This is a genomic window from Sphingomonas sp. Tas61C01, assembly GCF_052567495.1.
In genome coordinates, this window is the sequence record NZ_CP199583.1 from 1319909 (window position 1) to 1342705 (window position 22797).

Below are 22797 nucleotides of genomic sequence, written 5' to 3' on the forward strand. Positions count from 1 at the left end.
AGGCGTAGGGGCTGGCCTCGGCGCGCGATCACCTTAGAGGGAGGCATGGCTGGCATCTTCGACCGCCTTTTGCCGGGCAAGCGCTGGACGCCGTCGCGCTATCGCGCGTTGCTGCGCGCGCGCGGACCGCGGTCTACGTTGTTTCGAACCCGCGCCGCTATCCTCGTCGGGGCGATCATGGTCGGGATCGTCGCGACCTTGTTCGCGAAGGCGGCCGACGAAGCGGGCGCGGCGTTCGACGGTTTCGCCAGGCACTGCCACTGGCTGCCGCTCTCGACCACGCCGCTGACGTTCATGGGCCTGGTATGGGTGACCCGCCGCTACGCCCCGTTGGCGCGGGGATCGGGTATCCCGCAGGTCATTGCCGCCAAGGCAGACCCGAATGCCGCCACCGAGACCTTGATCTCGATCCGCACGGTTGCGGCGAAGGCGGTGCTGACGATCGGCGCGGTGCTGGGAGGCGCTTCGGTCGGACGCGAAGGACCCACCGTCCAGCTGGCGGCGGCGATCATGGGTTTCACTCACCGCGTGGTGCGGGTGCCTTTGCGCGGCGGCGTCGTCATCGCCGGCGGCGCGGCGGGCGTCGCGGCGGCGTTCAACACACCGCTCGCCGGGCTGTTGTTCGCGATCGAGGAGCTCGCCTCCGCCTACGAACAGCGCGTGACGCTGTTGGTGCTCGCCGCGATCGTGATCGCGGGGATGGTCGCTCAATCGGTGCAGGGCGACTATATCTATTTCGGTGCGATCGGCGCGCATCTGCCGCTGTCGTCGGCGCTGCTGGTGGCGCCGGTCGCAGGGATCGTCGCAGGGATGGCAGGCGGGCTGTTTTCGCGGGTGCTGCTGGCAATGGCGCGCGGTCGCAATCGCTTGGCCAGATGGTCGCGCGACCATCCGGTGATCTTCGCTGGATTGTGCGGCGGTATAGTCGCGGTGCTCGGCGTCGTCACCGGGCTCACCTGGGGCACCGGCTATGCGGCGGCGCGGGCGATGATCGTCGGCGTCGACGCGCCGCTCTGGTTCGGGCCGGCCAAGCTGATCGCCACCGCCGCCACCGCGATCGCGGGGCTGCCGGGCGGGATCTTCGCCCCCTCGCTCGCGGTCGGGGCGGGCATCGGCAACCTGCTGCGCGAGATCTTTCCCGGCGAACCCGCCAGCGCGATCGTAATTCTCGGCATGGTCGGCTATTTCGCGGGCGTGGTGCGCGCGCCGCTCACCGCGGTCATCATCCTGTCGGAGACGACCGCCAGCCGCGGCCTGATGCTGCCGATGTTCGCGACCGCGTTCATCGCCGACGCGGCGAGCCAATGGGTCTGTCGCGAAAAGCTGTACCACGGCCTGTCGAAGACCTTCGCGATGACGGAAACGACCCGATCCCCTTAAAGCAACCTTTCCTGTTCGCGCGGGCACGAGCCGGAACGCACGCTCCGGCGCCACCCGCAGGCGCCTGGTTTGGTACTTCCGCCACATCCGCGCATAGAAGCGCGAGCGCGGGTGGCCGGCAGGCGAACACCGCGCACGATTAGGAAGGATCATCGATGGCCGACGGATTTACGGGACTTCAGCTGCGTTCGTGCGTCACCGGCGGCGGTGAGTTGCAGCTTACCCTCGCGCAGGTCGACACTCCGCCCCCCGGCCCCGGCGAAGTCGTCGTTCGGATCGAGGCGGCACCGATCAATCCGTCCGATCTCGGGCTGCTGACCGGACCTGCGGACCTTTCGACGCTGGTTGGCGGCGACGATGCCGGCCTGCCGACCGCCACCGCGACGATCCCCGAGAAGCGGATGCCGGGCATGAAGGCGCGGCTCGATCAGGCGATGCCGGTCGGCAACGAGGGCGCGGGCACCGTCGTTGCGGCGGGCGACGGCGCGGAGCATCTGCTCGGCAAGACCGTCGCGCTGATCGCAGGCGCGATGTACGCCGAATACCGCACCGTGCGCGCCGCCGACGCCTTCGTGCTGCCCGACGACGCGACGCCGGCGGAGGGCGCATCGGTGTTCGTCAACCCGCTGACAGCGCTCGGCATGATCGAGACGATGCGGCTCGAGGGCCACAGCGCGTTGATCCACACCGCGGCGGCGTCCAATCTCGGCCAGATGCTCAACCGGATCTGCATCGCAGACAACATCCCGCTGGTGAACATCGTCCGAAACGACGCGCAGGCAGCGCTGCTGCGCGATGCAGGCGCGGTGCATGTCTGCGACAGCAGCACGCCCGACTTCGCCGAGACCCTGACCGATGCGGTCGTGACCACCGGCGCGACGATCGCCTTTGACGCGATCGGCGGCGGCGATCTCGTCAACCGCATCCTCACCGCGATCGAGGCCGCCGCGAACCGAAAGGCCGGCGGCTACAGCCGCTACGGATCGAGCGTCCACAAACAGGCCTATATCTATGGCAGCCTCGACGTCCGCCCCACCACGATCGACCGGAATTTCGGGCTCGCTTGGGGGATCGGCGGCTGGCTGCTGACGCCGTTCCTCGCCCGCGTCGGCCCCGCCCGCACCGCAGAACTGCGCGCGCGCGTCAATGCCGAGCTGAAGACGACCTTCGCCAGCCATTACACGCGCGTGATCTCGCTACGCGAGGCGCTCGATCCAGCGGTAATCGCGGCCTATGCGCGCCGCGCGACGGGAGAAAAGTTTCTGATCGATCCATCGCGCTGATCACCGAGCTTCTGCGTGAGCAGGAGCACGGGATCCGGCATCCCCCTTTACCCCCGGTCGCAGGAGATACTATGCAGCGGGGGATGCCGACATTTCCCGCCGTATCCACAATCGCGCAGACTATCCAGCTGTCGCTCTCCCCGGTGTTCATGCTCGCCGGCATCGGCGCGCTGCTCAACGTGCTTGCGGGTCGGCTGTCGCGGGTGATCGATCGCGCGCGGGCGCTCGAGCTGCTCCACCCGCGCAGCTCGGGGCCCGAACATGAGCGCCACGTCATGGAATTGCGGCTGCTCGACCGGCGGATGTCGATCATCAACGCGGCGCTTTTTCTCGCGGTGAGCAGCGCGATCATGACGTGCCTGGTGGTCGCGTTGCTGTTCGTCGCGGAGCTCGCGAAGCTGCATTTCGGCACGTTGGTCGCCTTGTCGTTCATTCTCGCGATGGTGCTGCTGATCGCCGCTTTGGTATCGTTCATGGTCGAGGTGCGGGTCTCGCTCCGCGCGATCCATATCCGTCCCGAGCTGCTGGAGAAGGATCGATGATCGAAAAGCGCCTGCTCCAGCTGGTCGTCGCGGTCGCGTGCCTGTTGCCGCTGGTCGTCGGCGGCCAGGGCATCGTCCACGGGCCCGCGCCGTTCGGCCATCTCGCGACAGTACCGATCGATCTCGACAGCCATTTCCGCTACATATCCGGGATCTTCTTCGCAACCGGGCTGGGCTTTCTCAGCTGCATCCCGTCGATCGAGCGCAAGGGCGCGCGGTTCCGCCTGCTCGGTGGCCTGATCGTGGTCGGCGGGCTGGCGCGGCTGGTGTCGCTGCTTGCGGTCGGCGTGCCGTCGCACGGCCATGTTCTCGGGCTCGGCATGGAAATCGGCGTGGTGCCGTGCCTAATGGTCTGGCAGCTGAGCTTCGCTCGCCGCTGGGCGCAGCGGTTCCGGTTTGGCACCACGCGGGTGTGATTGGTCTAGATCGGTAAGGCAGCCGCAAGGCATGGACGGTTTCATGTGTCCCCGCGAAGGCGGGGACTTAGTACTGGGCTCCCGCCTTCGCGGGAGCACAAGCGGCGTAGAGCTCCCTTCGGCCTTCCCTACCGCGCGCCCTCCAGCCCCGGCCCCGCATCCGCGGTCGGCAGATAGCGCGGGGCCGTTCGCGCCCGGGCCCGCTGCTCGTACGCATAGCCCGCGCCCAGCACCGTCGCGTCGGCATTCTTCGTCGCGATGAACGACAACCCCACCGGCAGGCCGTCGACCAGCCCCATCGGCACGGTCAGATTGGGATAGCCGGCGATCGCCGGCAGTTCGCTCGAGCTCGGCCCGCCATATTGATCGCCATAGACCGGGTCGCTGAGCCACGCCCCGCCATAGGTCGGCTCGACCAGCAGCTGCGCGCCCGCGGTCTTCAGCATCGCGTCGATCCCCTCGACGCCGGCGAGCCGCAGCGACTTGGCGCGTGCCGCCTTGTAGGAGGGATCGTCGAGGCCCTTCGTCCTGGCCGCGTCCTCGAACGTTTCCTGCGCGAAATACGGCATCTCGGTCGCGGCGTTGGCCTTGTTGAAGGCGATGACGTCGTCCAGCGTCCGCGTCTTCACCGCCGCCGGGGTGGTTGCCAGATAGGCGTTCATGTCCGCCTTCAGCTCGGTCTTGAGCACGGTGAATTCGGCCTCGCCCAATCCCTCCAGCTTCGGCCGCTCCACTTCGACCAGCACCGCGCCGCCGGCGCGAAGCACCGCCAGCGCGGCGTCGTAGCGTGCGGCAAGGTCGGCGGTCATCTCGGGCCGGATCACCCCGATCTTCAGCCCCGACAGCGCGCTGGTCGACAGCCCGGCGGCATAGTCGCGGGCCGTCGCACCGGCCGTCGTCGGATCGGCGGGATCGGCCGCACTCATCGCCGACAGCATCGTCGCGACGTCGCGAACGCTGCGCGCCATCGGCCCCGGCGTGTCCTGGCTATGGCTGATCGGCACCACCCGCGTGCGGCTGACCAGCCCGATCGAGGGCTTCAGCCCGACCAGCCCGTTGATCGACGACGGGCAGACCACCGAGCCGTCGGTCTCGGTGCCCACCGCCGCCGCCGCGAAGCTCGCTGCCACCGCCGCGCCCGATCCGCTCGACGACCCGCAGGCGGTGCGATCGAGCGCATAGGGATTGCGCACCAGCCCGCCGACCGCGCTCCACCCGCTCATCGAATGCGACGAGCGAATGTTCGCCCATTCCGACAGGTTGGTCTTGCCAAGGATCACCGCGCCCTGCGCACGCAACGCCGCGACCACCGGCGCGTCGCGGCGCGTGACATTGTCGCGTAGCGCCAGGCTGCCCGCGGTGGTCGCGATCGGATCGGCGGTCTCGACATTGTCCTTGATCAGCACCGGGATGCCGTGGAGTGGCCCGCGCACGCGCCCCGCCTTGCGCTCGGCGTCGAGCTGCCGCGCCTGCGCCAGCGCATCGGGGTTGATCGCGATGATCGACCGCAGCGTCGGGCCCTTGCGGTCCATTGCCGCGATCCGGTTCAGATAGGCGGTCACCAGGTCGACGCTGGTCGCCTGCTTCGCGGTCATCAGCGCCTGCAGTTCGTCGATCGATCGTTCCTCGACCACCACGGTGCGGGCGTGTGCCCCCGCGGGAAGGGCAGCCGCCAGCAAGAATCCGATACCGAAAGCGCGCATGCCGTTCTCCGTGATGTTCAGCGGTCCCCGCCGCCGCCATTCGCTGTGTGCGTCAGCATAAGCATGCGGACAAGTAGCTCGTTCAACTGAACCGACCGGATGTGCTGGCGTTGTGCAAGGCTCTGCCAGTCCCGAAGGATCGCCGTGACCCCAGCCCTGAAGATCGTCGGTTCGCTGATCCTGCTGCTGGTGATCGTGATTGGATCGGCGATCGTGATCGCGCCGCACTATCTGGATCGTATCTATTATCGCGGCGCGCCCAGTGATCACTTCGACGGCGAGCGGTTCTTCAACCCCGACGGCGACGACGACACCGCGGCCGGACCTCCCGGCGGCGGCGGGCGCGCGAGCTTCTTCTGGCGCTATCTGACCGGCAGCGACGGCCGGCCCGCCTGGCCCTCCGTCGTGAAGGTCGCGCAGGCCAAGCCCGAGGCGCGGGTCGCGGGTGATCGGATGGTCGTCACCTGGGTCGGGCATGCCAGCGTGCTGGTCCAGACCCAGGGGCTGAACATCCTCACCGATCCGGTGTGGAGCGACAAGGCCGGCCCGCTCGGCACCGGCCCGCGCCGGGTCGCCGCGCCCGGTATCGCGTTCGACGATCTGCCGCGGATCGATCTCGTGCTCGTCAGCCACAATCATTACGATCATCTCGACAAGGCGACGATCGCGCGGCTGTGGCGGCGCGACAAGCCCGCGATCGTCACCAGCCTCGGCAACGACAGCGTCATCGCGCAGACCGGCGCCCGCGCCATAGCGCTCGATTGGGGCCAGCACGCGCAAGTCGGCCCGGTAACGGTCACCGTGACCCGCAACCATCATTGGGGCAGCCGCTGGTTCACCGATCGCAACCGCGCGCTCTGGTCGAGCTTCGTCGTCACGCTACCGGAGGGGGGCAATCTGTTCTTCGCGGGCGACACCGGGATGGGCGATGGCCGCTGGCCCGCCGAAGCCGCGGCGCTGGGACCGATCCGACTGGCGCTGATCCCGATCGGCGCGTTCCGCTTCGTGCCCGGCCAGATGGAATCGGGGAGCCACATCGGCCCGGTCGACGCGGTCGAGATCTATCGCCGGCTCGGCGCCGCGCGTGCGATCCCGATCCACTGGGGCACGTTCCGATTGTCCTACGAAGCGTACGACACCCCGCCGAAGCTGCTGGCGGCGGCGATGCGCTGCAGCGGGCAATCGGGGTTCGCCCCGGTCGCGATCGGCGTGCCGACCGAGGTGGCGGTCTATACAGCGGCGACCAAGGTAGCGGCGGTGAATCGCGATATGTTGCTGCGGTGCCTGGATAACCCAGCGGTGCGAGCGCTCCGGTGACTCGGGTCCCCGCAAAGACGGGGACCCGGCACTGTGCTCCCGCCCTCGCGAGACCTTGCGAAACCCACTCCGTCATCCCGGACTTGTTCCGGGATCCACTGTTCCGCACGGGCATGAGCCGTTGATTTTGTGGGACGGTGGACCCCGGAACAAGTCCGGGGTGACGAACGGATGTGGCGAATTCGACGACGTTCGCAGAGGTCTCGCCTTCGCGGGAGCACGACACGCGTTACCGAAAGCCGCTCATCGCAGCTCGAACCCGCGCACCCCCGAACCGACTCGGTTGCGCCCGAGCGCCAGCCGCTCGTGGCTGAAGTCCACCACAAAGGCTGGCCGCGACGAAGCGCCGGCCCCGAGCATCGCCTCGTTGCCCTCGATCCGCAGCCCCGCCGATCGATAGGTCTTCGCCTCCGCGCCGACCACGATCATCGCCGAGCCATTCTCCTTGCGCGGCCCCTGCACGAAGAGGTTGCGCGCGATCGTGCCGGTCGCGCCTTCGGGCAGGTCGATCATGTAATTGGTCTTCGCTCCCGCGCGGTCGTCGAAGCGGTTGTCGGTGATCGTCACCCGCGGCGCGCGCAGCTTGATGTAATGACCGCCGGTCCCGCGCGAGAAGCGCGACCGCGTCACCGTCACCTCGCCGCGATTGCCGAGGTAGATCGAATGCGAGCAGTTCGGCGCCTCGTCGCACTGCCCCAGCCCCGCGAAATCCGACTGGTCGACGACGATCCGCTGCGCCGCCGGCTGGCCGCCCGCGATGCCCTCCTGGCTGTCGAGGAAGCTGGAGCGGACCACGACGAGATCGCCGGTTTCGGACCGGATTCCCGCGCCGTTGCCGTCGCTGACCCGGTAGCCGCGGAACACCAGCCCGTCGACCGTCGCCGCGGCCCCGCGCAGCACCAGCGCCGCCTTGTCCTCGCACACCGCCCGTTCGAAGATCACGCTGCCCGGCGTCACCGCCTTGTAGGTGATCCGTCCGCGCGACTGCACCGCGCATTGGCGGTAGGTGCCCGGCGCGATCAGGATCGTCGCCGTGCCCATCCGCACCGACGAGACCGCGGCTTGCAGGTCGGCGAAGCGCCGCCCGGTCTCGACGACCGTGAACGGCGCCGGTCCCGCCGCCGCCCCGAGGAGCGGGCCGATCGCCAGCAGCAGCGGCAGGATGCGCGTGCCCGCCATCAGTCGAGGTTCGGCCGCAACCAGCGTTCCGCCTGCTGGATCTCGACCCCGCGTCGCGCCGCATAGTCCGCGACCTGGTCGGCGCCGATCCGCGCCACCCCGAAATATTCGGATTGTGCATGGCCGAAATAGAAGCCCGACACCGCCGACGTCGGCAGCATCGCGAAGCTCTCGGTCAGCGTGATCCCGGTCCTCTCGGTCGCGCCCAGCAGCTCAAACAAGGTCGTCTTCAGCGAATGCTCGGGGCAGGCCGGATAGCCCGGCGCTGGGCGGATGCCGCGATACTGCTCGCGGATCAGCGCCTCGTTTGTCAGCTGCTCGCCCGCCGCATAGCCCCACAGGTCGGTCCGCACCCGCAGGTGCAGCGCCTCCGCGAACGCCTCCGCCAGCCGATCGGCGAGCGCCTTCAGCAGGATGTCGTTGTAATCGTCGTGCCCCGCCTTGAACCGCGCGATGTGCGAGTCGATGCCGTGGATGCCGACCGCGAAGCCGCCGATCCAGTCGCCCGCGGGATCGATGAAGTCGGCCAGGCACATGTTCGCGCGGCCTTCGCGCTTGGCGATTTGCTGACGCAGGAACGGCAGCCGCGTGCCGTCCTCCAGCACCACGTCGTCGCCCTCGCGCCGGCACGCCCACAGCCCGACGACCCCGCGCGCGGTCAGCCATTTCTCGGCGATGATCCGGTCGAGCATCTCCTGCGCGTCGGCGAACAGCCCCCGCGCACTCTCGCCGACGATGCGGTCGTCGAGGATCGCGGGATAGGTCCCCGCCAGCTCCCACGCGCGGAAGAACGGCGTCCAGTCGATATACTGGCGCAGATCGGCGAGATCCCAATCGTCGAACACATGCAGACCGGGCTTCGCCGCCGGCGTCGCCTTCAGCGCCAGGTCGGTCGGGAACTGCCGCGCCCGCGCCTCGGCGAGCGGCAGCAGATCGTTCTGGCCCTTGTTCGCGCGCGCCTCGCGCACCGCCTCGTAATCGGCCGCGATCCCGGCGACATAGCTGTCGCGCCCGGTGTCGCTCACCAGCGTCGTCGCAACGCCCACCGCGCGGCTGGCATCGAGCACGTGCACCACCGGCCCGTCATAGGCGGGCGAGATGCGCAGCGCGGTATGCACCTTCGACGTCGTCGCGCCGCCGATCAGCAGCGGCATCGTCATCCGCGCACGCTTCATCTCCTCGGCGACGGTCACCATCTCGTCGAGCGACGGCGTAATCAGCCCCGACAGCCCGATCATGTCGGCGTCGTTCTCGTTCGCCGCCGCCAGGATCTTCGACCACGGCACCATCACGCCCAGATCGACCACGTCGAAGCCGTTGCACTGGAGCACGACGCCGACGATGTTCTTGCCGATATCGTGGACGTCGCCCTTCACGGTCGCCATCACGATCTTGCCCTTGCCCTTGGCGCCGGGCTCCTTGGCGGCCTCGATGAAGGGCAGGAGGTGCGCCACCGCCTTCTTCATCACCCGCGCCGACTTCACCACCTGCGGCAGGAACATCTTGCCCGATCCGAAAAGGTCCCCGACCACGTTCATGCCGTCCATCAACGGTCCCTCGATCACCTCGATCGGCCGTGCGAACTGCTGGCGGCATTCCTCGGTATCGTCGACGACATGCGCGTCGATGCCCTTCACCAGCGCATATTCAAGGCGCTTGGTGACCGGCAGGCTGCGCCACTCGGCCGCCTGCTTTTCTGCGACCGCATCGGTGCCGCGATAGCTCTCGGCGAGCGCGACCAGCCGGTCTCCCGCCTCGGGATCGCGGTTGAGCACGACGTCTTCGCACGCGGTCCGCAGCTTGGCGTCGATCGTGTCGTACACGTCGAGCTGCCCGGCATTGACGATCGCCATGTCGAGCCCCGCGGGGATCGCATGATAGAGGAACACCGAATGCATCGCCCGCCGCACCGGCTCGTTACCGCGGAACGAGAAGCTGAGGTTGGATAGCCCGCCCGAGATATGGCAGTGCGGGCAGCGCGCCTTGATCTCCTTGCACGCCTCGATGAAGTCGACCGCATAGTTGTTGTGCTCCTCGATCCCCGTCGCGACCGCGAAGATGTTGGGATCAAAGATGATGTCTTCGGGCGGGAAGCCGATGCCGACCAGCAGGTCGTAGGCGCGCGCGCAGATCTCGACCTTACGCGCCTGGGTGTCCGCCTGCCCGACCGTGTCGAACGCCATCACCACGACCGCGGCGCCATAGGCCATGCACTTGCGCGCCTGCGCGAGGAACTGTTCCTCGCCCTCCTTCATGCTGATCGAATTGACGATCGGCTTGCCGCTGACGCACTTCAGCCCCGCCTCGATCACGCTCCATTTGGAGCTGTCGATCATGAACGGCACCCGCGCGATGTCGGGCTCCGCGGCGATCAGCTTCAAGAAGGTGGTCATCGCGAACTCGGCGTCCAGCAGACCCTCGTCCATGTTGACGTCGACCACCTGCGCGCCGTTCTCGACCTGCTGGCGCGCGACCTCCACCGCCTTGGGATAGTCCCCGGCCATGATCAGCTTCTTGAACGCCGCCGATCCGGTGACGTTGGTGCGCTCGCCGATATTCACGAATTGCGCGGAGGAATTGGTCATTTGATTCTACTCAAATCCTCCCCGTTACGGGGAGGGGGACCGCTCGCCAGAGCGGTGGAGGGGGCTCTCCACGATCGTCACCGCTGGTGGAGAGCCCCCTCCACCATGCTCCGCATGGTCCCCCTTCCCGTACCGGGGAGGATTTGCCTAAGCCGCCATCGTGAACGGCTCCAGTCCGGCGAGCCGGGTCACCACCGGCGGCTTCGACACCTGCCGCGGCGCCACCCCGCGCACCCGGTCCGCCATCGCGCGGATATGCGCCGGGGTCGACCCGCAGCACCCGCCGAGCACATTGACCTGCCCCGCATCCGCCCACTCGCCGACCAGCCCCGCGGTCGTATCGGGCATCTCGTCATATTCGCCGAGCTCGTTGGGCAGCCCGGCATTGGGATAGACCATGATCAACGTGTCGCACAGCTCGGCGAGCGTCTTGACGTGCGGCCGCAGCTGCTCCGCGCCGAACGAACAGTTGAGCCCGATCGTCACCGGCCGCGCGTGTCGCACCGCATGCCAGAACGCCTCGACGGTATGCCCGGACAGGTTGCGCCCGGAGAGGTCGGTCAGCGTCATCGACAGCATGATCGGCAAGTCGCGGCCGAGCGCATCGCCCGCCTCGATCGCCGCCATCACCCCGGCCTTGGCGTTCAGCGTGTCGAACACCGTCTCGATCAGGATGAAGTCCACGCCACCCTCGACCAGCGCGTCGATCTGTTCGCGGTAGACGTCCTTCAAATAGTCGAAGCCGATCTCGCGAAAGCCGGGATCGTTGACGTCGGGGCTGAGGGACAGCGTCTTGTTGGTCGGCCCGATCGCACCGGCGACGAAGCGCGGGCGGCCGTCGCGCGCGGCATATTCGTCCGCCAGCGTCCGCGCGATCCGCGCCGAGGCGAGGTTGATGTCGCGAACCAGCGCCTCCGCGCCGTAATCCGCCTGGCTGATGACGTTGGCGCTGAAGGTGTTGGTCGACACGATGTCCGATCCCGCGTCCAGATAGGCCCGGGTGATCGTCTCCGGCACCTCGGGCATCGTCAGTGCGAGGATGTCGTTGTTGCCCTTCTGGTCGTGCCCGAGCCCGAGCGACCCCGCATAGGCCGCTTCGTCGAGCTTCCAATTCTGGATCTCGGTCCCGAACGCACCGTCGGTGATCAGCACCCGCTTGGCGGCCTCGGCATTCAGCTGTTCACGAACCGTCATCATTCTTTCCTAATCCTCACCGGCACGGGGAGGGGGACCGGCGCAGCCGGTGGAGGGGGCTCTCCACGAAGGGTTCGCTAGTGGAGAGCCCCCTCCACCAGCCTTTGGCTGGTCCCCCTCCCCGTGCCGGGGAGGAGTTGATGATCAAGCCGCCGCCGCCGCACTCACCGGCTTCGCGCGAACCCCCAGCAGATGGCAGATCGCGAACGCCAGTTCCGCGCGGTTCAGCGTGTAGAAGTGAAGCGACTTCACCCCGCCCGCATACAGCTTGCGCGACAGTTCCGCCGCCAGCGTCGCCGCGACCAGTTGCCGTGCCGCGGGGTGATCCTCCAGCCCGTCGAACAGCCGCGCCATCCACGCCGGTACGTCGGTGCCGCACATCGCGCTCATCCGCACCACGCTGGCGAAGTTGGTCACCGGCATGATCCCCGGCACGATCTCCGCCGTGATCCCCGCTGCCGACGCCTTGTCACGATAACGGAAGAACGTGTCGGGCTCATGGAAGAATTGCGTGATCGCACGCGTCGCACCGGCGTCGAGCTTGGCCCTCAGATTGTCGATGTCCGCCGCGATGTCGGTCGAATCCGGGTGGCATTCGGGATAGGCCGCGACCGAGACCTCGAACGGGTGGAGCCGCTTCAGCCCCGCGACCAGCGCCGCGGCATTCTCGTAGCCGCCGGGGTGGCTGACAAACTTGCCCTGCGTCGGCGGATCGCCGCGCAGCGCGACGATGTGGCGCACGCCCGCCGCCCAATATTCCTCCGCGACCTGATCGATCTCGGCCTTGGTCGCCTCCACGCAGGTCAGGTGGGCCGCCGCCGCCAGGCTCGTCTCGCGCTGGATCCGCGCGACCGTGGCGTGCGTCCGCTCACGTGTCGTGCCGCCCGCGCCATAGGTCACCGACACGAAGCTCGGCGCGAGCGGCTCCAGCGTCCGCACCGCCTCCCACAATTGCTCTTCCATCTTCTCGGTCTTTGGCGGGAAGAATTCGAAGCTGACCTCGAGGTCCCCCGCGACGTCGGCATAGAGCGGTGCTTCGAGCGCGACCCGCGCCTCTTCGAGCTGGTTCACAGAAATCATCGTCATGCCGCCTTCACCTCGCGCAAGCTGGCCCCGGCCCGCCGCCCCAACCATAATGTCACTGTCAATTCGCCGCCCTCGAGCGTCTCGGTCCGCGCCACCTGCAATCCCGCATTGCCGAACCAGGTCGCGATCTGGTCGTCCGCGAACCCCAGCCGGCTATGCGCATCGCGCGCGCGCAATTCCTCGCGGTCGTGCGGGGCGAAGTCGGCGATCAGCAGCCGCCCGCCGGGGCCCAGCACCCGCGCCGCTTCCGCGATTGCCGCACCCGGCTGCTGCGCGAAATGCAGCACGTGGTGGAGGATCGCGACGTCCGCCGCCCCGTCCGCCATCGGCAGTGCATAGAGATCCGCCTGGCGCAATTCGGTGTTCGCCCGGTCATGGAGCTTGGCGCGCGCCAGCCGCAGCATCTCCGACGATCGATCGATCCCCAGCGCCGCCTCCGCCTGCGCGCCGAACAGCTCGAGCATCCGCCCGGTGCCCGTGCCGATGTCGATCAGCCGGCCGATCGGTCCGTCGCCGAGCAACCGCGCCATCGCCGCCTCGACCTGGTCCTCGGCGATGTGGAGCGAGCGGATCGCGTCCCACTGATCGGCATGCCCTTCGAACCACGCGGCCGCGCTCGCCGCCCGGTCCGCGCGCACCGCGGCGAGCCGCGCCGCATCCGCAACCGCCCAGTGATCCGGCTCGCGCGCCACCCAGCCGTCAAGCGCCGCCGCGACCGGGGCCACCGCCGCCTGGTCGCCCAGCGCGACGAACACCCAGCTGCCTTCCTTGCGGCGTTCCGCAAGCCTCGCATCGCAGAGGATCTTCACGTGCCGCGAAACCCGCGGCTGGCTTTGCCCGAGCACCTGTGCGAGTTCTCCGACCGACAGCTCCATCGATCGCAACAGCGAGAAGATGCGCAGTCGCGTCGCGTCGGCAAGAGCCCGGAAGATGTCGAGAGCTAGGGTCATCGGAACGACATATAAAGATATCTTTATATGTGGTCAACGCGGACCCGAACGGGACGCGCGGCGTTCCTGACGCCTGATGCGGATTCACCTTAGGAGAATGACCATGAAGCGTTTCCTGATCCCCGCCGCCGCTGCGCTCGCGCTGATGGCGTGCAGCCAGAAGGCGCAGAACGAGTCGGCCGAGGCAGGCGATGCGATCGCGGCCGACGCCAACGCGACCACCCAGAACGCGGTTCGCGACGTCGATGCGGCGAGCGACGCGGCGCTCGGCTCGGCCGAGGCGACGATGGACAACAGCGGCGATCGGATCGAGGCTGCGGGCGACCGGACCGGAGACCGCATCGAAGCCGGCGCGGCTCGCACCGGCGACCGGATCGGGGCAGGCGCGGACCGCGCCGGCGCCGCGATCGACAAGGGTGCCGACCGGGCGGTCGACGCGACCGGCAACTTCCTCGAAAAGGCGGGCCGGTCGCTGAAGGATTGATGCGGATGCGCGGGCTGCAGGGATGCGGCGAGACTGCGACGATAGCGCTGTTGCTCTGCGCCTGCTCGTCTGCACCCGACCCGCAGCCCGGCACCGTCACCGCCGATCAGGCGCAGCAACTCGACGACGCGGCCGAGATGCTCGACGCGAACAGCATCGCGCTCGCGCCCGGCGCGACCGCCAACGATCGGACCACGCCATGACCGTCAAGCGCCGCCTCGGCTCCACCGACCTCCAGATCGCGCCGCTGGTGCTCGGCGGCAACGTCTTCGGCTGGACCGCCGATCGCGACGCCAGCTTCGCAGTGCTCGACGCGTTCGTCGCCGGTGGCGGCACGATGATCGACACCGCCGACGTCTATTCGGCCTGGGTGCCCGGCCATAAGGGCGGCGAATCGGAGACGATGATCGGCGAATGGCTGAAGGCGAGCGGCAAGCGCGACGCCGTGCTGATCGCGACCAAGGTCGGCATGCTCCCTGGCGAGGGCGGCGAGAAGCTCGCCCCCGCGCGCATCATCGCTGCCGCCGAGGCATCGCTGACGCGGCTCGGCACTGATCGCATCGACCTCTATTATGCGCATCAGGACGACGACTCGGTCGCACAGGACGCGGTGCTCGCCGCGTTCGGCAAGCTCGTCGACGCCGGCAAGGTCCGCGTGATCGGCGCCTCCAACTTCCACGCCGCGCGGCTGAAATCGGCGGTCGATGGCGCCAAGGCGGCAGAGCTGCCGCGCTACCACGTGCTCCAGCCCGAATATAATCTGGTGAGCCGCCACAAGTTCGAAGGCGAGCTGCAGGATTATTGCACCACCGAGAATATCGGCGTGCTGCCCTATTACGGGCTCGCCTCCGGCTTCCTGACCGGCAAGTACCGCAGCGAAGCGGACCTCGGCAAAAGCGTGCGCGGCGGCCGCATGACGGAGTTGCTGAGCGGCAAGGGCAAGGCCGTGCTGGACGCGATGGACGCGGTCGCCGCCGAGACGGGCGCGTCGCTGGCGCAGATCGCGCTCGCCTGGCTGATCGCGCAGCCCGGTGTCAGCGCGCCGATCGCCAGCGCGACCAAGGTCGAGCAGATCGACGAACTGCTGGGTGCGATGACGCTGGATTTGTCAAAGGAGCAGCTGGACCGGCTGACCAACGCCGGGGCTTAGCGGGTCGACCCCACACCCGGGCTCCTGCGAACGCGAGCCCCTCAATCCCCCGCAAACGTCAGCGCGCTCATCCGCCGTTCGCGGTCGTTGATCGTCAGTGCCCGGCCGGCCGGCGCGATCGAGCGCTGCGGGCATTCGCTGCGGAAGCACGCCCGGCAGCCTAGCCCGATCGGCGTCGCCGCTCCCGCCAGGTCGACGCCGCCCGCCGCTGCCAGTGTACCCGCCAGTCCGATCTCGACCCCCAGGCCGATCGCAAATTCGGCGGTGACCGCCCCGATCCGCCCCCCCTGCGGCGAAACAGTCCGCGCCATCGTCAGGAAGCGGGCGCCGTCCTCCAGCTCGACCAGCTGCACGTCGAGCCGCCCCGGCCGGTCGAACGCGTGGTGTAGCCGCCACAGCGGGCAGCGTCCCTCCGCCTGCACCAGTGCCGCACCGCTCGCCCCGGCATAGCGTTTCGATGCCTGCCCGGCGCGATCGATGCGGATCATGAAGAACGGCACGCCCCGCGCGCCGACGCGCTGCAGCGTCGTCAGTCGGTGCGCGACATGTTCGAACCCCGCCCCGAACCGCCGTTGCAGCAGCTCGATGTCATAGCCGGTCGCCTCGCACGCCCGCAGGAAGCGCGCATAGGGCATCATCACCGCCGCCGCGAAATAGCTGGTGAGATGGCGCCGGTAGAGCCGCTCTTGCGCGCGGTCCTCGAACGCCGCGCCGCGGGTCAGCGCCTCGATCTCGGTCCGTGCCTCGATCTGCGCGAGCTGGAACGCCGCTGCGAAGGTGCGCGACGCGGCATCGAGCAACTCGCTCAATTGCAGCTGACGCGCATGGAGGTCGAGGCGCCGGAGCATGTCGGGCAGCACGTCGATCGGCAGGATCCGGATCATCAGGCCGTGCTTGACTCGCAGCCGCTCGGCCATCGCGCCGTAGAGGTCGCCAGAGCCGAGCCGAAGCTCGTCCGCCAGCGCTTCCGCCGCCGCATCGAGGTCCGCGAAATGGTTGCGCCAGCGTTCGATCTCGCGGCGCACGCCCGCCGCCGGATCGGCCGCGGCGGGCGCCACGCCGCCGGTGACGAGCCGGTCGAACACCCGCGCGAACGCCTCCGCCCCCCCCGGCGCGGCGAGCAGCCAGTCGCCGAGTTCGTTGCGGTCGATCTCGAGATCCGCGAACAGCGGGTCCGCCAGCCGCCGCCGCATCGCATCCGCCCCGCCGCCCGGCTCCGCTGCCGCCAGCGCGCGTGGATCGAAGTCGAAGCTCTCCGCGAGCCGAACCAGCAGCGCCGCCGAAACCGGGCGCTGGTTGCGTTCGACCAGGTTGAGGTAGCTCGGGCTGATCCCCAACATCTCGGCCATCGCCGCCTGGGTCAGCCCCGCCTGGCGCCGCAGGCGCCGTACCGCGTGGCCGGCGAGTAGCTTGCGATCAGCCATAGTGAGTTCCCCCTCGCCACCGGTCTCTCCACCAGCCCGATCCTTGTCAACAGTTTACAAGCGGACAGCGCAGCGGTCGATCGCCCGCACGCTGAGACACCGCACGATCGGTAAGCGAGATTGCGGTTCGCCCGATCTTACAGGAGGAAGCCGGCAACACTTCATGGCGACCGGCTGTAAAGAGCCGACAGGTAGAAGCGCCAAGCGCCACCATCGCCCATCGTTCCTGGGGAGGAAAGGTACTCGCCGGCGCTCGTCGCCGGCGAGTATTTCTCGTTTTCCCGTCGCTTCCTGCTTGCCTCTCGCGCCAAGGCGGGAGCATGATCGTCAAGTGATTGGTATGTCTTCGTTCTCTATTGCGGTTCGACCATGATCCGCCTGCTGCTCGCCCTCGCTTGGCTCCTGTGCGCAGCGCCTGCGCACGCGGCGGTCACGATGACATTCTGGAGCCACGAATTCGGCAACACCTTCCCGCACGCGTTCTTCACGCTGAGGGGCACGCCGGACGCGCGCGGCGCGCCGATCGACACCAGCTACGGCTTCACCGCCAAGACCTTGACCCCCGCGATCCTGCTAGGCACCGTCGCCGGTAAGCTGGAAATCGGCGCGCGCGGCAATATCCTGGGCAGCGACGCGCGCTTTTCGGTGGTGTTGACGGATGCGCAATATGCGCAGGTCCGCGCGCTCGCCGCAGCGTGGGATGCGAAGACCGGCGACAGTCGCTACAACCTCAACAAGCGCAACTGCGTCCATTTCGTGATGGAGGCGGCGCGGACGATCGGGCTGACCGGGCTCGATCACCCCAAGCTGATGAAGCGCCCCCGCGCCTATCTGCTCGCGGTCGCCGCGGCGAACCGCGCGACCGTCACGATCATCGACCTGCCCGCGGCGGCGTACCTCGCCACGCTACCGCCGCTTGCTCCGGTGAAAGCCACCGTCGCTTCGGCCGATTAGGGCGGTTTTCGGTCAGGATCGCAGCCGATCCAACTCCTCCCCTGCAGGAGGAGGAAATGTGGCAACGAAGCTGGAGGATTCGAGGGTCTAATCGCCCCGCGGGACGATCTCGACCAGATCCATCGTCCCCCCGAAATGCGGGTAGGGCAGCACCAGCCGCCAGCGCTTCACCGCGACCCGCTCCACCACCCCCGCCATGTCGCGGGTGCCGTCGCGGCCGTAGCGCATCACCCGACGCTCGTCGCCGAAGCCGAGCACGCCGAGGAACACCAGCCGCGCCCCGGCATCGTGGTAGAGCCGCCCGCTGACCCGCAGCGCACCGACGATCTCGAGGGTTGCGACGCCGGCCGCAGTCGCCACCGCGCACGGCGTCCACGCCATGGTACGCGTCGCTCCCGCTCCCACCATGCCGAGCCGCAGCGCCCGGCAGCGATAGTCGCCCGCGGGCAGCCCGGCATCGGGCAGCACCCGGTCTGGATCGAACAGCGCCGGATCGGCCGCGATCGTCGGCCCCGCCCCGTTCGCCTTCATCGTGGCAAGCGCCTCGATCCAGGCCGCGCGCCACTGCCGCAAGCGAGCCCGATCCGCGATCGTCGCGGCCTTGCGCCAGTCCGCCTCGCCACGCCGATCCTGCGCGACGCTGCCGCTGCCGATCGCCATCAAGGCGCATGCGATCGCCACCGGCACGCGGCGGCTCACGCCGCCGTCCAGCCGCCGTCGACCGACAGATTGGCGCCGGTAATCGACGCCGCCTCGTCGCGACAGAGGAACAGCGCCAGCGCCGCGACCTGTTCCGGGGTGACGAACGCCTTGGTCGGTTGCGCGGCGAGCAGCACGTCGTCGATCACCTGCTCGCGGGTCAGCCCGCGCGACGCCATCGTGTCGGGGATCTGCGCCTCGACCAGCGGCGTCCAGACATAGCCGGGCGAGATGCAGTTGACCGTGATCCCCGCCGCCGCGGTCTCCAGCGCGATCGTCTTGGTCAGGCCCGCGACCCCGTGCTTGGCCATGACATAGGCGCTCTTGTTGGGGCTCGCGACCAGCGAATGCGCCGATGCGGTCGTGATTATCCGTCCCCACCCCTTCGCCTTCATGTGCGGCACCGCCGCGCGCATCACGTACCAGGCGGATTTGAGGTTGATGTCGATGATCGCCTCGAACTTGTCCGAGGGGAAGTCCTCGATCCGGGCGACATGCTGGATGCCGGCATTGTTGACGACGATGTCGACCGATCCCAGCGCCCGCGCCGTGCGATCGACCATCGCCGCGATCTCGTCGGGCCGCGTCATGTCCGCGCCATCGTAGAGCGCACCAGCCCCGCTGGTCGCGGCGAGTTCTGCGCGGAGCGATTCGATCGCCGCCGCCTCGCCGAAGCCGTTGATCACCACCGCCGCGCCCTTCGCCGCGAACGCCCGCGCATAGGCCAGGCCGATCCCCGAGGTGGAGCCGGTGACGATCGCGGTCTTACCCTCGAGAAACATGGCAAATCTCCTGCAGCGCCTGGGGCCGCTACTGCGCGCCGCGGCGGTCGCTTGCAACTCCCGCCGCTGCCGCGCATTTTGCCTCGCAAGCGAACAGATAAGGGGGCAACCGATGCGGCTCGACGATTTCGACCCGAACGACATCAACGTCGAGGATCAACGCGGCCAAGGCGGCGGTGGCGGCTTCGGCGGCGGCGGCGGTGGCGGCGGATTGCTGCTCGGCCTGTTGCCGATGATCGGCAGTCGCTTCGGGTGCGGCGGTATCGTCGTCGTGCTGATCCTGCTCGCGGTGTTCGGCGGGCTCGGCAATCTCGGCAGCATGTTCGGCGGCAGCCAGGTTTCCGCCCCGGCGACCACCCAGCGCGCCGGCACCGACGTCGCGACGAGCTGCAACCTCACCCCGCAGAGCAAGGCCGCCTGCAACGCGTTCCAATCCGCGGAAAATACCTGGGAGGCGCTCTTCAAGCGCGGCGGCAAGCAGTTCCAGGAGCCCAAGCTGGTCTTCTACGGCGGCGACGGTCGCTCGGGTTGCGGCGCGGCGCAGTCGGCGATGGGGCCGTTCTACTGCCCGACCGATCAGGGGATCTATCTCGACACCAGCTTCTTCGACGAACTGGCGACCAAGTTCGGCGCGAAAGGTGATTTCGCGCAGGATTACGTGATCGCGCACGAGTTCGGCCACCACATCCAAAACTTGCTCGGCACCTCGGACCAGGTCCAGCAGGCCCAGCGCCGCGGCAGTGAGACCGAAGGCAATGCGGCGTCGGTGCGCCTCGAACTCCAGGCGGATTGCTATGCAGGCGTCTGGGCCGCGGCGAACCGCGACCGGATGGAACCGGGCGACCTCCAGGAGGGGCTGACCGCGGCGCAGGCGATCGGCGACGACACGCTGCAGAAGCAGTCGCAGGGCCGCGTCGTTCCCGACAGCTTCACCCATGGCAGCTCGGCGGATCGCATGAAGTGGCTCAAGCGCGGGATCGATACCGGCGATCCCGCTCAGTGCGACACCTTCGCCGGCGCGATCTAACCCTGCTCCTGCGAAAGCAGGAGCCCGGAGCCACGAGCATCCAGCCTCGCGACTCTGGGCTCCTTCGTTCGCAAGAGAACGGCGTACTCGGGACGAAGCCTACACCCGCACCAGCATCTTGCCGCGGTTGCTGCCCGTGAACAGCCCAAGGAAGGCGTCAGGCATCGCCTGAAGGCCCTCGACGATCGTCTCCTCGCGCGTCAGCTTGCCGTCCTGCAGCCAGCCACCCATCTCGCGGTAGAATTCGGGCGCGCGGCTCGCATAGTCGCTGACGATGAACCCCTGCATCCTGATCCGCATCCCGATCAGCCGCGCCAGATAGCGCAGCTGCGTTGCCGCGCCGCTGTTGTAGACGTCGATCATTCCGCAAATCGCGAACCGCGCCCCGGCATTGGCATGCGCCAGCGCGGCGTCTAGATGCTCGCCGCCGACATTGTCGAAATACACGTCGATCCCGGTCCGCGCCGCCGCGCCCAGCGCCTTCACCACCGGCAGATCGGCCTTGTAGTCGATCACCGCATCCGCGCCGAGCGATTCGACCCAGGCGCATTTCTCCGCGCCGCCCGCCGAACCGATCACCCGCATGCCCTTCGCCTTCGCGATCTGCACCACGGTGGAGCCTACCGCCCCCGCCGCCGCCGACACGAACACGGTGTCGCCTTCCTTCGCGGAGGCGACCTCGAGCAGCCCGAAATAGGCGGTCATGCCGGGCATGCCGAGCTGGCCCAGATACGCCTGCGGATCGACCGCGAGTTGCGGCAGCGGCTGGAGCTGCGACGCCGGCACCACCGCCTCGTCGCGCCAGCCTGCCATGTGCTGGACCAGGTCGCCCGCCTTGAACTGATCGGACCGGCTCTCGACCACTTCGCCGATCGCGCCGCCCTGCATTGCCTCGCCGATCTGGAACGGCGGGGTGTAGCTCTTCACGTCGTTCATCCGGCCGCGCATGTACGGATCGACCGACAGCCAGTGATTGCGCACCCGCACCTCGCCCTCGCCGAGCGGCGCGTCGCCGAGATCGATCAGCGCGAAATTCCCCGCGGTCGGCATGCCGTGCGGTCGCGACGCCAAGGTCCAAGCATGTGCCATCGTCTCTCTCCTCATGATGTTTGTCCGTGCGGTGGACCCGCAAGCGTACCGTCGCAACGAAAAAGCGGAGAGGACGGAGGAAGCCGGGCCAAGGCCATGTTGCATCGCCTGAAAAGGCTCGCTAAGGGCATCCCACCCGGCAATGTCGGGGTTCCGGGCGCGGGGCTGTAGCTCAGATGGGAGAGCGCTGCAATCGCACTGCAGAGGCCAGCGGTTCGATTCCGCTCAGCTCCACCACCGCTCCGGAAGCCGTTAAAATGGCGGCAAAGTTCTCAGCCCAGGCAATGCTCAACGCACTCGCTCATACGCCTTGAACCGCCCCGCCACGTGCAGCGTCGCCATGAATTGCACCAGCCCGTCATAATAGCGCCAGCGTCCTCGCGGCGGATCGAGCGCCCATAGCGCAGCGACGAACGTACCGCGTGGCGGTGCCGGGCTGGCGAGCGAGGCGACCGCGTTGGTCGCGATCAGCGCGGTGGAGCGTTCCCGGCCGAGCGGCGTGCCGTCGATCCGGTAGACCGCGGAATAATACTCGCCCTGACCTTCGAAGAAGCGCTGGAGCCGATCGGTGAGGGCTGCGGCCTGCGGGTTCTTGCCCCACCATGCCTGGTCGACCGCCCAATTGGCGGCGGTACGGAACGCATCGAAGCGGAAATCGCCATGGCCGTCGATCGCCTTCGGGCGGCCGTCGAACTCGGCATAATCCGGCGACAGCGCGGTGCGGGGATGCGTCGCCCTCGCGAAGAAGCTCCGACTGGTGGCTGCGACCGCGCGCCATCGCGCCCGATCTTCGGCGGTTCGGCCTCGCCACCCTGCCGCCTGCCGCGCCCATAACTCATAGAAGGCAGGCACGTGATAGGAGGGATCGGTGAACCCGGCGGCGCGGCCCTGCGGCACGAAGACGATTTGCCGCTGCTGCGCGTCGATCATATTGGTGACGCCTGCGACCACCCCGCCGTTCATCTCCTCCTTGTGGAGCATCACGTCTAGGATCGCGTTCGCCTGCGCGGCATAGGCATAGATGCCCCGCCCGTCCCCCCAGCGCGCGGACGCCATCAGCAGCGCGGTCGCGATGTATTCCTCGCCATCCGACGCGGGCACGGTATCCTTTGGACAGCCCTCGCGCGTGCACTGCCAGCGGAAATAGCCTGCCCGTGGCCCGTCCTTGTAGCGCATGTGCGTGGCCACCCAGTTCCACAGCGCGTCGAACGCCGCCTTACGATCCATCTGCACCGCCAGCATCATCCCGTAGGACATGCCCTCGCTCCGCACATCGTCGTTACCGACGTCGAGGATATAAGCCGCCGGCCCGTCCGCGGTCGGTGGCGCGGCATAATAGACCCGCTCGTCGTCGCCGCCTTCGAACAGCGAATGCCAATAGCGGTCGAGCTTGGCGTCGATCGCGCGGTTTTCGATCGACGGCCGCCATTCGCGAAACAGATTGCGATAGTGCTCCGTCTCCGCGGCGCCAGACGTCGGCGCAGGCACCGTCGCCGCGGGCATCGCTAGCGCAGCGGCGATCGACAGGATGAGCATCGTCATCATGGAGGTCT

General features: G+C 68.3%; 21 protein-coding genes and 1 tRNA gene. 11 read left to right on the forward strand and 11 right to left on the reverse strand.

Annotation, left to right across the window (positions count from 1 at the left end):
* The first annotated feature begins 45 nt into the window (after positions 1 to 45).
* From ACT009_RS06275 to ACT009_RS06290, 4 genes are all read left to right on the forward strand, one after another.
* A complete protein-coding gene (locus ACT009_RS06275) occupies positions 46 to 1380 on the forward strand; it encodes a chloride channel protein (RefSeq protein WP_445193481.1) in 1335 nt (444 codons plus the stop codon).
* A 155-nt stretch (positions 1381 to 1535) separates the two neighbouring features.
* Positions 1536 to 2663, forward strand: coding sequence for a zinc-binding dehydrogenase (locus tag ACT009_RS06280; RefSeq protein ID WP_445193482.1), 1128 nt, complete (start codon positions 1536 to 1538; stop codon positions 2661 to 2663).
* An 83-nt stretch (positions 2664 to 2746) separates the two neighbouring features.
* Complete coding sequence (locus ACT009_RS06285) at positions 2747 to 3205, forward strand: DUF2721 domain-containing protein (protein ID WP_445193483.1); 459 nt, start codon at positions 2747 to 2749, stop codon at positions 3203 to 3205.
* Positions 3202 to 3621: a DUF4345 domain-containing protein gene (locus ACT009_RS06290; protein WP_445193484.1), complete on the forward strand. Its 420-nt coding sequence runs from the start codon at positions 3202 to 3204 to the stop codon at positions 3619 to 3621. Before ACT009_RS06285 ends, ACT009_RS06290 begins: the two co-directional genes overlap by 4 nt.
* Before the next feature lie 128 nt (positions 3622 to 3749).
* Here ACT009_RS06290 and ACT009_RS06295 read toward each other — a convergent pair whose 3' ends face one another.
* Positions 3750 to 5324: an amidase gene (locus ACT009_RS06295; protein WP_445193485.1), complete on the reverse strand. Its 1575-nt coding sequence runs from the start codon at positions 5322 to 5324 to the stop codon at positions 3750 to 3752.
* Positions 5325 to 5468: 144 nt separating this feature from the next.
* On the opposite strand from ACT009_RS06295, the gene ACT009_RS06300 reads away from it, so the two are divergent.
* Entirely contained in the window at positions 5469 to 6641 is a 1173-nt protein-coding gene (locus ACT009_RS06300) for an MBL fold metallo-hydrolase (protein ID WP_445193486.1), read from the forward strand.
* 243 nt (positions 6642 to 6884) lie between these two features.
* Here ACT009_RS06300 and ACT009_RS06305 read toward each other — a convergent pair whose 3' ends face one another.
* The 5 genes from ACT009_RS06305 to ACT009_RS06325 all read right to left on the reverse strand — a co-directional run bounded on the left by ACT009_RS06305 (position 6885) and on the right by ACT009_RS06325 (position 13635).
* The gene (locus tag ACT009_RS06305) at positions 6885 to 7820 is read right to left on the reverse strand and encodes a right-handed parallel beta-helix repeat-containing protein (RefSeq protein ID WP_445193487.1); all 936 of its coding nucleotides are present in this window, start codon (positions 7818 to 7820) and stop codon (positions 6885 to 6887) included.
* Positions 7820 to 10405, reverse strand: coding sequence for a methionine synthase (gene metH / locus ACT009_RS06310; protein WP_445193488.1), 2586 nt, complete (start codon positions 10403 to 10405; stop codon positions 7820 to 7822). The genes ACT009_RS06305 and metH overlap by 1 nt, the downstream gene beginning before the upstream one ends.
* A gap of 147 nt (positions 10406 to 10552) precedes the next feature.
* On the reverse strand, positions 10553 to 11599 hold the full coding sequence (locus ACT009_RS06315; protein WP_445194032.1) for a homocysteine S-methyltransferase family protein: 1047 nt from the start codon (positions 11597 to 11599) through the stop codon (positions 10553 to 10555).
* 144 nt (positions 11600 to 11743) lie between these two features.
* Positions 11744 to 12685 carry a methylenetetrahydrofolate reductase [NAD(P)H] gene (gene metF / locus ACT009_RS06320; RefSeq protein WP_445193489.1) on the reverse strand — a complete coding sequence of 314 codons (942 nt, stop codon included), beginning with the start codon at positions 12683 to 12685 and terminating at the stop codon, positions 11744 to 11746.
* The gene (locus ACT009_RS06325; protein ID WP_445193490.1) at positions 12682 to 13635 is read right to left on the reverse strand and encodes an ArsR/SmtB family transcription factor; all 954 of its coding nucleotides are present in this window, start codon (positions 13633 to 13635) and stop codon (positions 12682 to 12684) included. The genes metF and ACT009_RS06325 overlap by 4 nt, the downstream gene beginning before the upstream one ends.
* Positions 13636 to 13738: 103 nt before the next feature.
* Between ACT009_RS06325 and ACT009_RS06330 the strand changes: the two genes are divergently transcribed.
* Genes ACT009_RS06330 through ACT009_RS06340 form a run of 3 tightly spaced genes read left to right on the forward strand, consistent with a single transcriptional unit; the run spans position 13739 to position 15269 of the window.
* Positions 13739 to 14119, forward strand: coding sequence for a hypothetical protein (locus ACT009_RS06330; RefSeq protein WP_445193491.1), 381 nt, complete (start codon positions 13739 to 13741; stop codon positions 14117 to 14119).
* 5 nt (positions 14120 to 14124) lie between these two features.
* Complete coding sequence (locus ACT009_RS06335; protein WP_445193492.1) at positions 14125 to 14322, forward strand: hypothetical protein; 198 nt, start codon at positions 14125 to 14127, stop codon at positions 14320 to 14322.
* Complete coding sequence (locus ACT009_RS06340; protein WP_445193493.1) at positions 14319 to 15269, forward strand: aldo/keto reductase; 951 nt, start codon at positions 14319 to 14321, stop codon at positions 15267 to 15269. Before ACT009_RS06335 ends, ACT009_RS06340 begins: the two co-directional genes overlap by 4 nt.
* Before the next feature lie 41 nt (positions 15270 to 15310).
* Here the strand turns inward: ACT009_RS06340 and ACT009_RS06345 are convergent, their stop codons facing one another.
* Positions 15311 to 16693, reverse strand: a complete 1383-nt coding sequence (locus tag ACT009_RS06345) for a helix-turn-helix domain-containing protein (protein WP_445193494.1) — start codon at positions 16691 to 16693, stop codon at positions 15311 to 15313.
* A 435-nt stretch (positions 16694 to 17128) separates the two neighbouring features.
* Between ACT009_RS06345 and ACT009_RS06350 the strand changes: the two genes are divergently transcribed.
* Positions 17129 to 17647 (forward strand): hypothetical protein, encoded by a 519-nt coding sequence (locus ACT009_RS06350; RefSeq protein WP_445193495.1) that lies wholly within the window; start codon positions 17129 to 17131, stop codon positions 17645 to 17647.
* Between the two features lie 87 nt (positions 17648 to 17734).
* On the opposite strand, the gene ACT009_RS06355 is transcribed toward ACT009_RS06350, so the two are convergent.
* Together ACT009_RS06355 and ACT009_RS06360 are read right to left on the reverse strand one after the other, a co-directional pair.
* Positions 17735 to 18346, reverse strand: a complete 612-nt coding sequence (locus ACT009_RS06355; protein WP_445193496.1) for a DUF4893 domain-containing protein — start codon at positions 18344 to 18346, stop codon at positions 17735 to 17737.
* Complete coding sequence (locus ACT009_RS06360) at positions 18343 to 19128, reverse strand: 3-hydroxybutyrate dehydrogenase (RefSeq protein ID WP_445193497.1); 786 nt, start codon at positions 19126 to 19128, stop codon at positions 18343 to 18345. The genes ACT009_RS06355 and ACT009_RS06360 overlap by 4 nt, the downstream gene beginning before the upstream one ends.
* A gap of 112 nt (positions 19129 to 19240) precedes the next feature.
* Here ACT009_RS06360 and ypfJ point away from each other — a divergent pair, with 112 nt between their 5' ends.
* Positions 19241 to 20155, forward strand: coding sequence for a KPN_02809 family neutral zinc metallopeptidase (ypfJ, locus tag ACT009_RS06365; RefSeq protein WP_445193498.1), 915 nt, complete (start codon positions 19241 to 19243; stop codon positions 20153 to 20155).
* 99 nt (positions 20156 to 20254) lie between these two features.
* On the opposite strand, the gene ACT009_RS06370 is transcribed toward ypfJ, so the two are convergent.
* Positions 20255 to 21244, reverse strand: coding sequence for an NADP-dependent oxidoreductase (locus ACT009_RS06370; protein WP_445193499.1), 990 nt, complete (start codon positions 21242 to 21244; stop codon positions 20255 to 20257).
* 161 nt (positions 21245 to 21405) lie between these two features.
* Here ACT009_RS06370 and ACT009_RS06375 point away from each other — a divergent pair.
* Positions 21406 to 21481 (forward strand) — tRNA-Ala (locus ACT009_RS06375).
* Positions 21482 to 21532: 51 nt separating this feature from the next.
* Here the strand turns inward: ACT009_RS06375 and ACT009_RS06380 are convergent.
* A complete protein-coding gene (locus ACT009_RS06380; RefSeq protein WP_445193500.1) occupies positions 21533 to 22786 on the reverse strand; it encodes a glycosyl hydrolase family 8 in 1254 nt (417 codons plus the stop codon).
* Between the last annotated feature and the right edge of the window lie 11 nt (positions 22787 to 22797).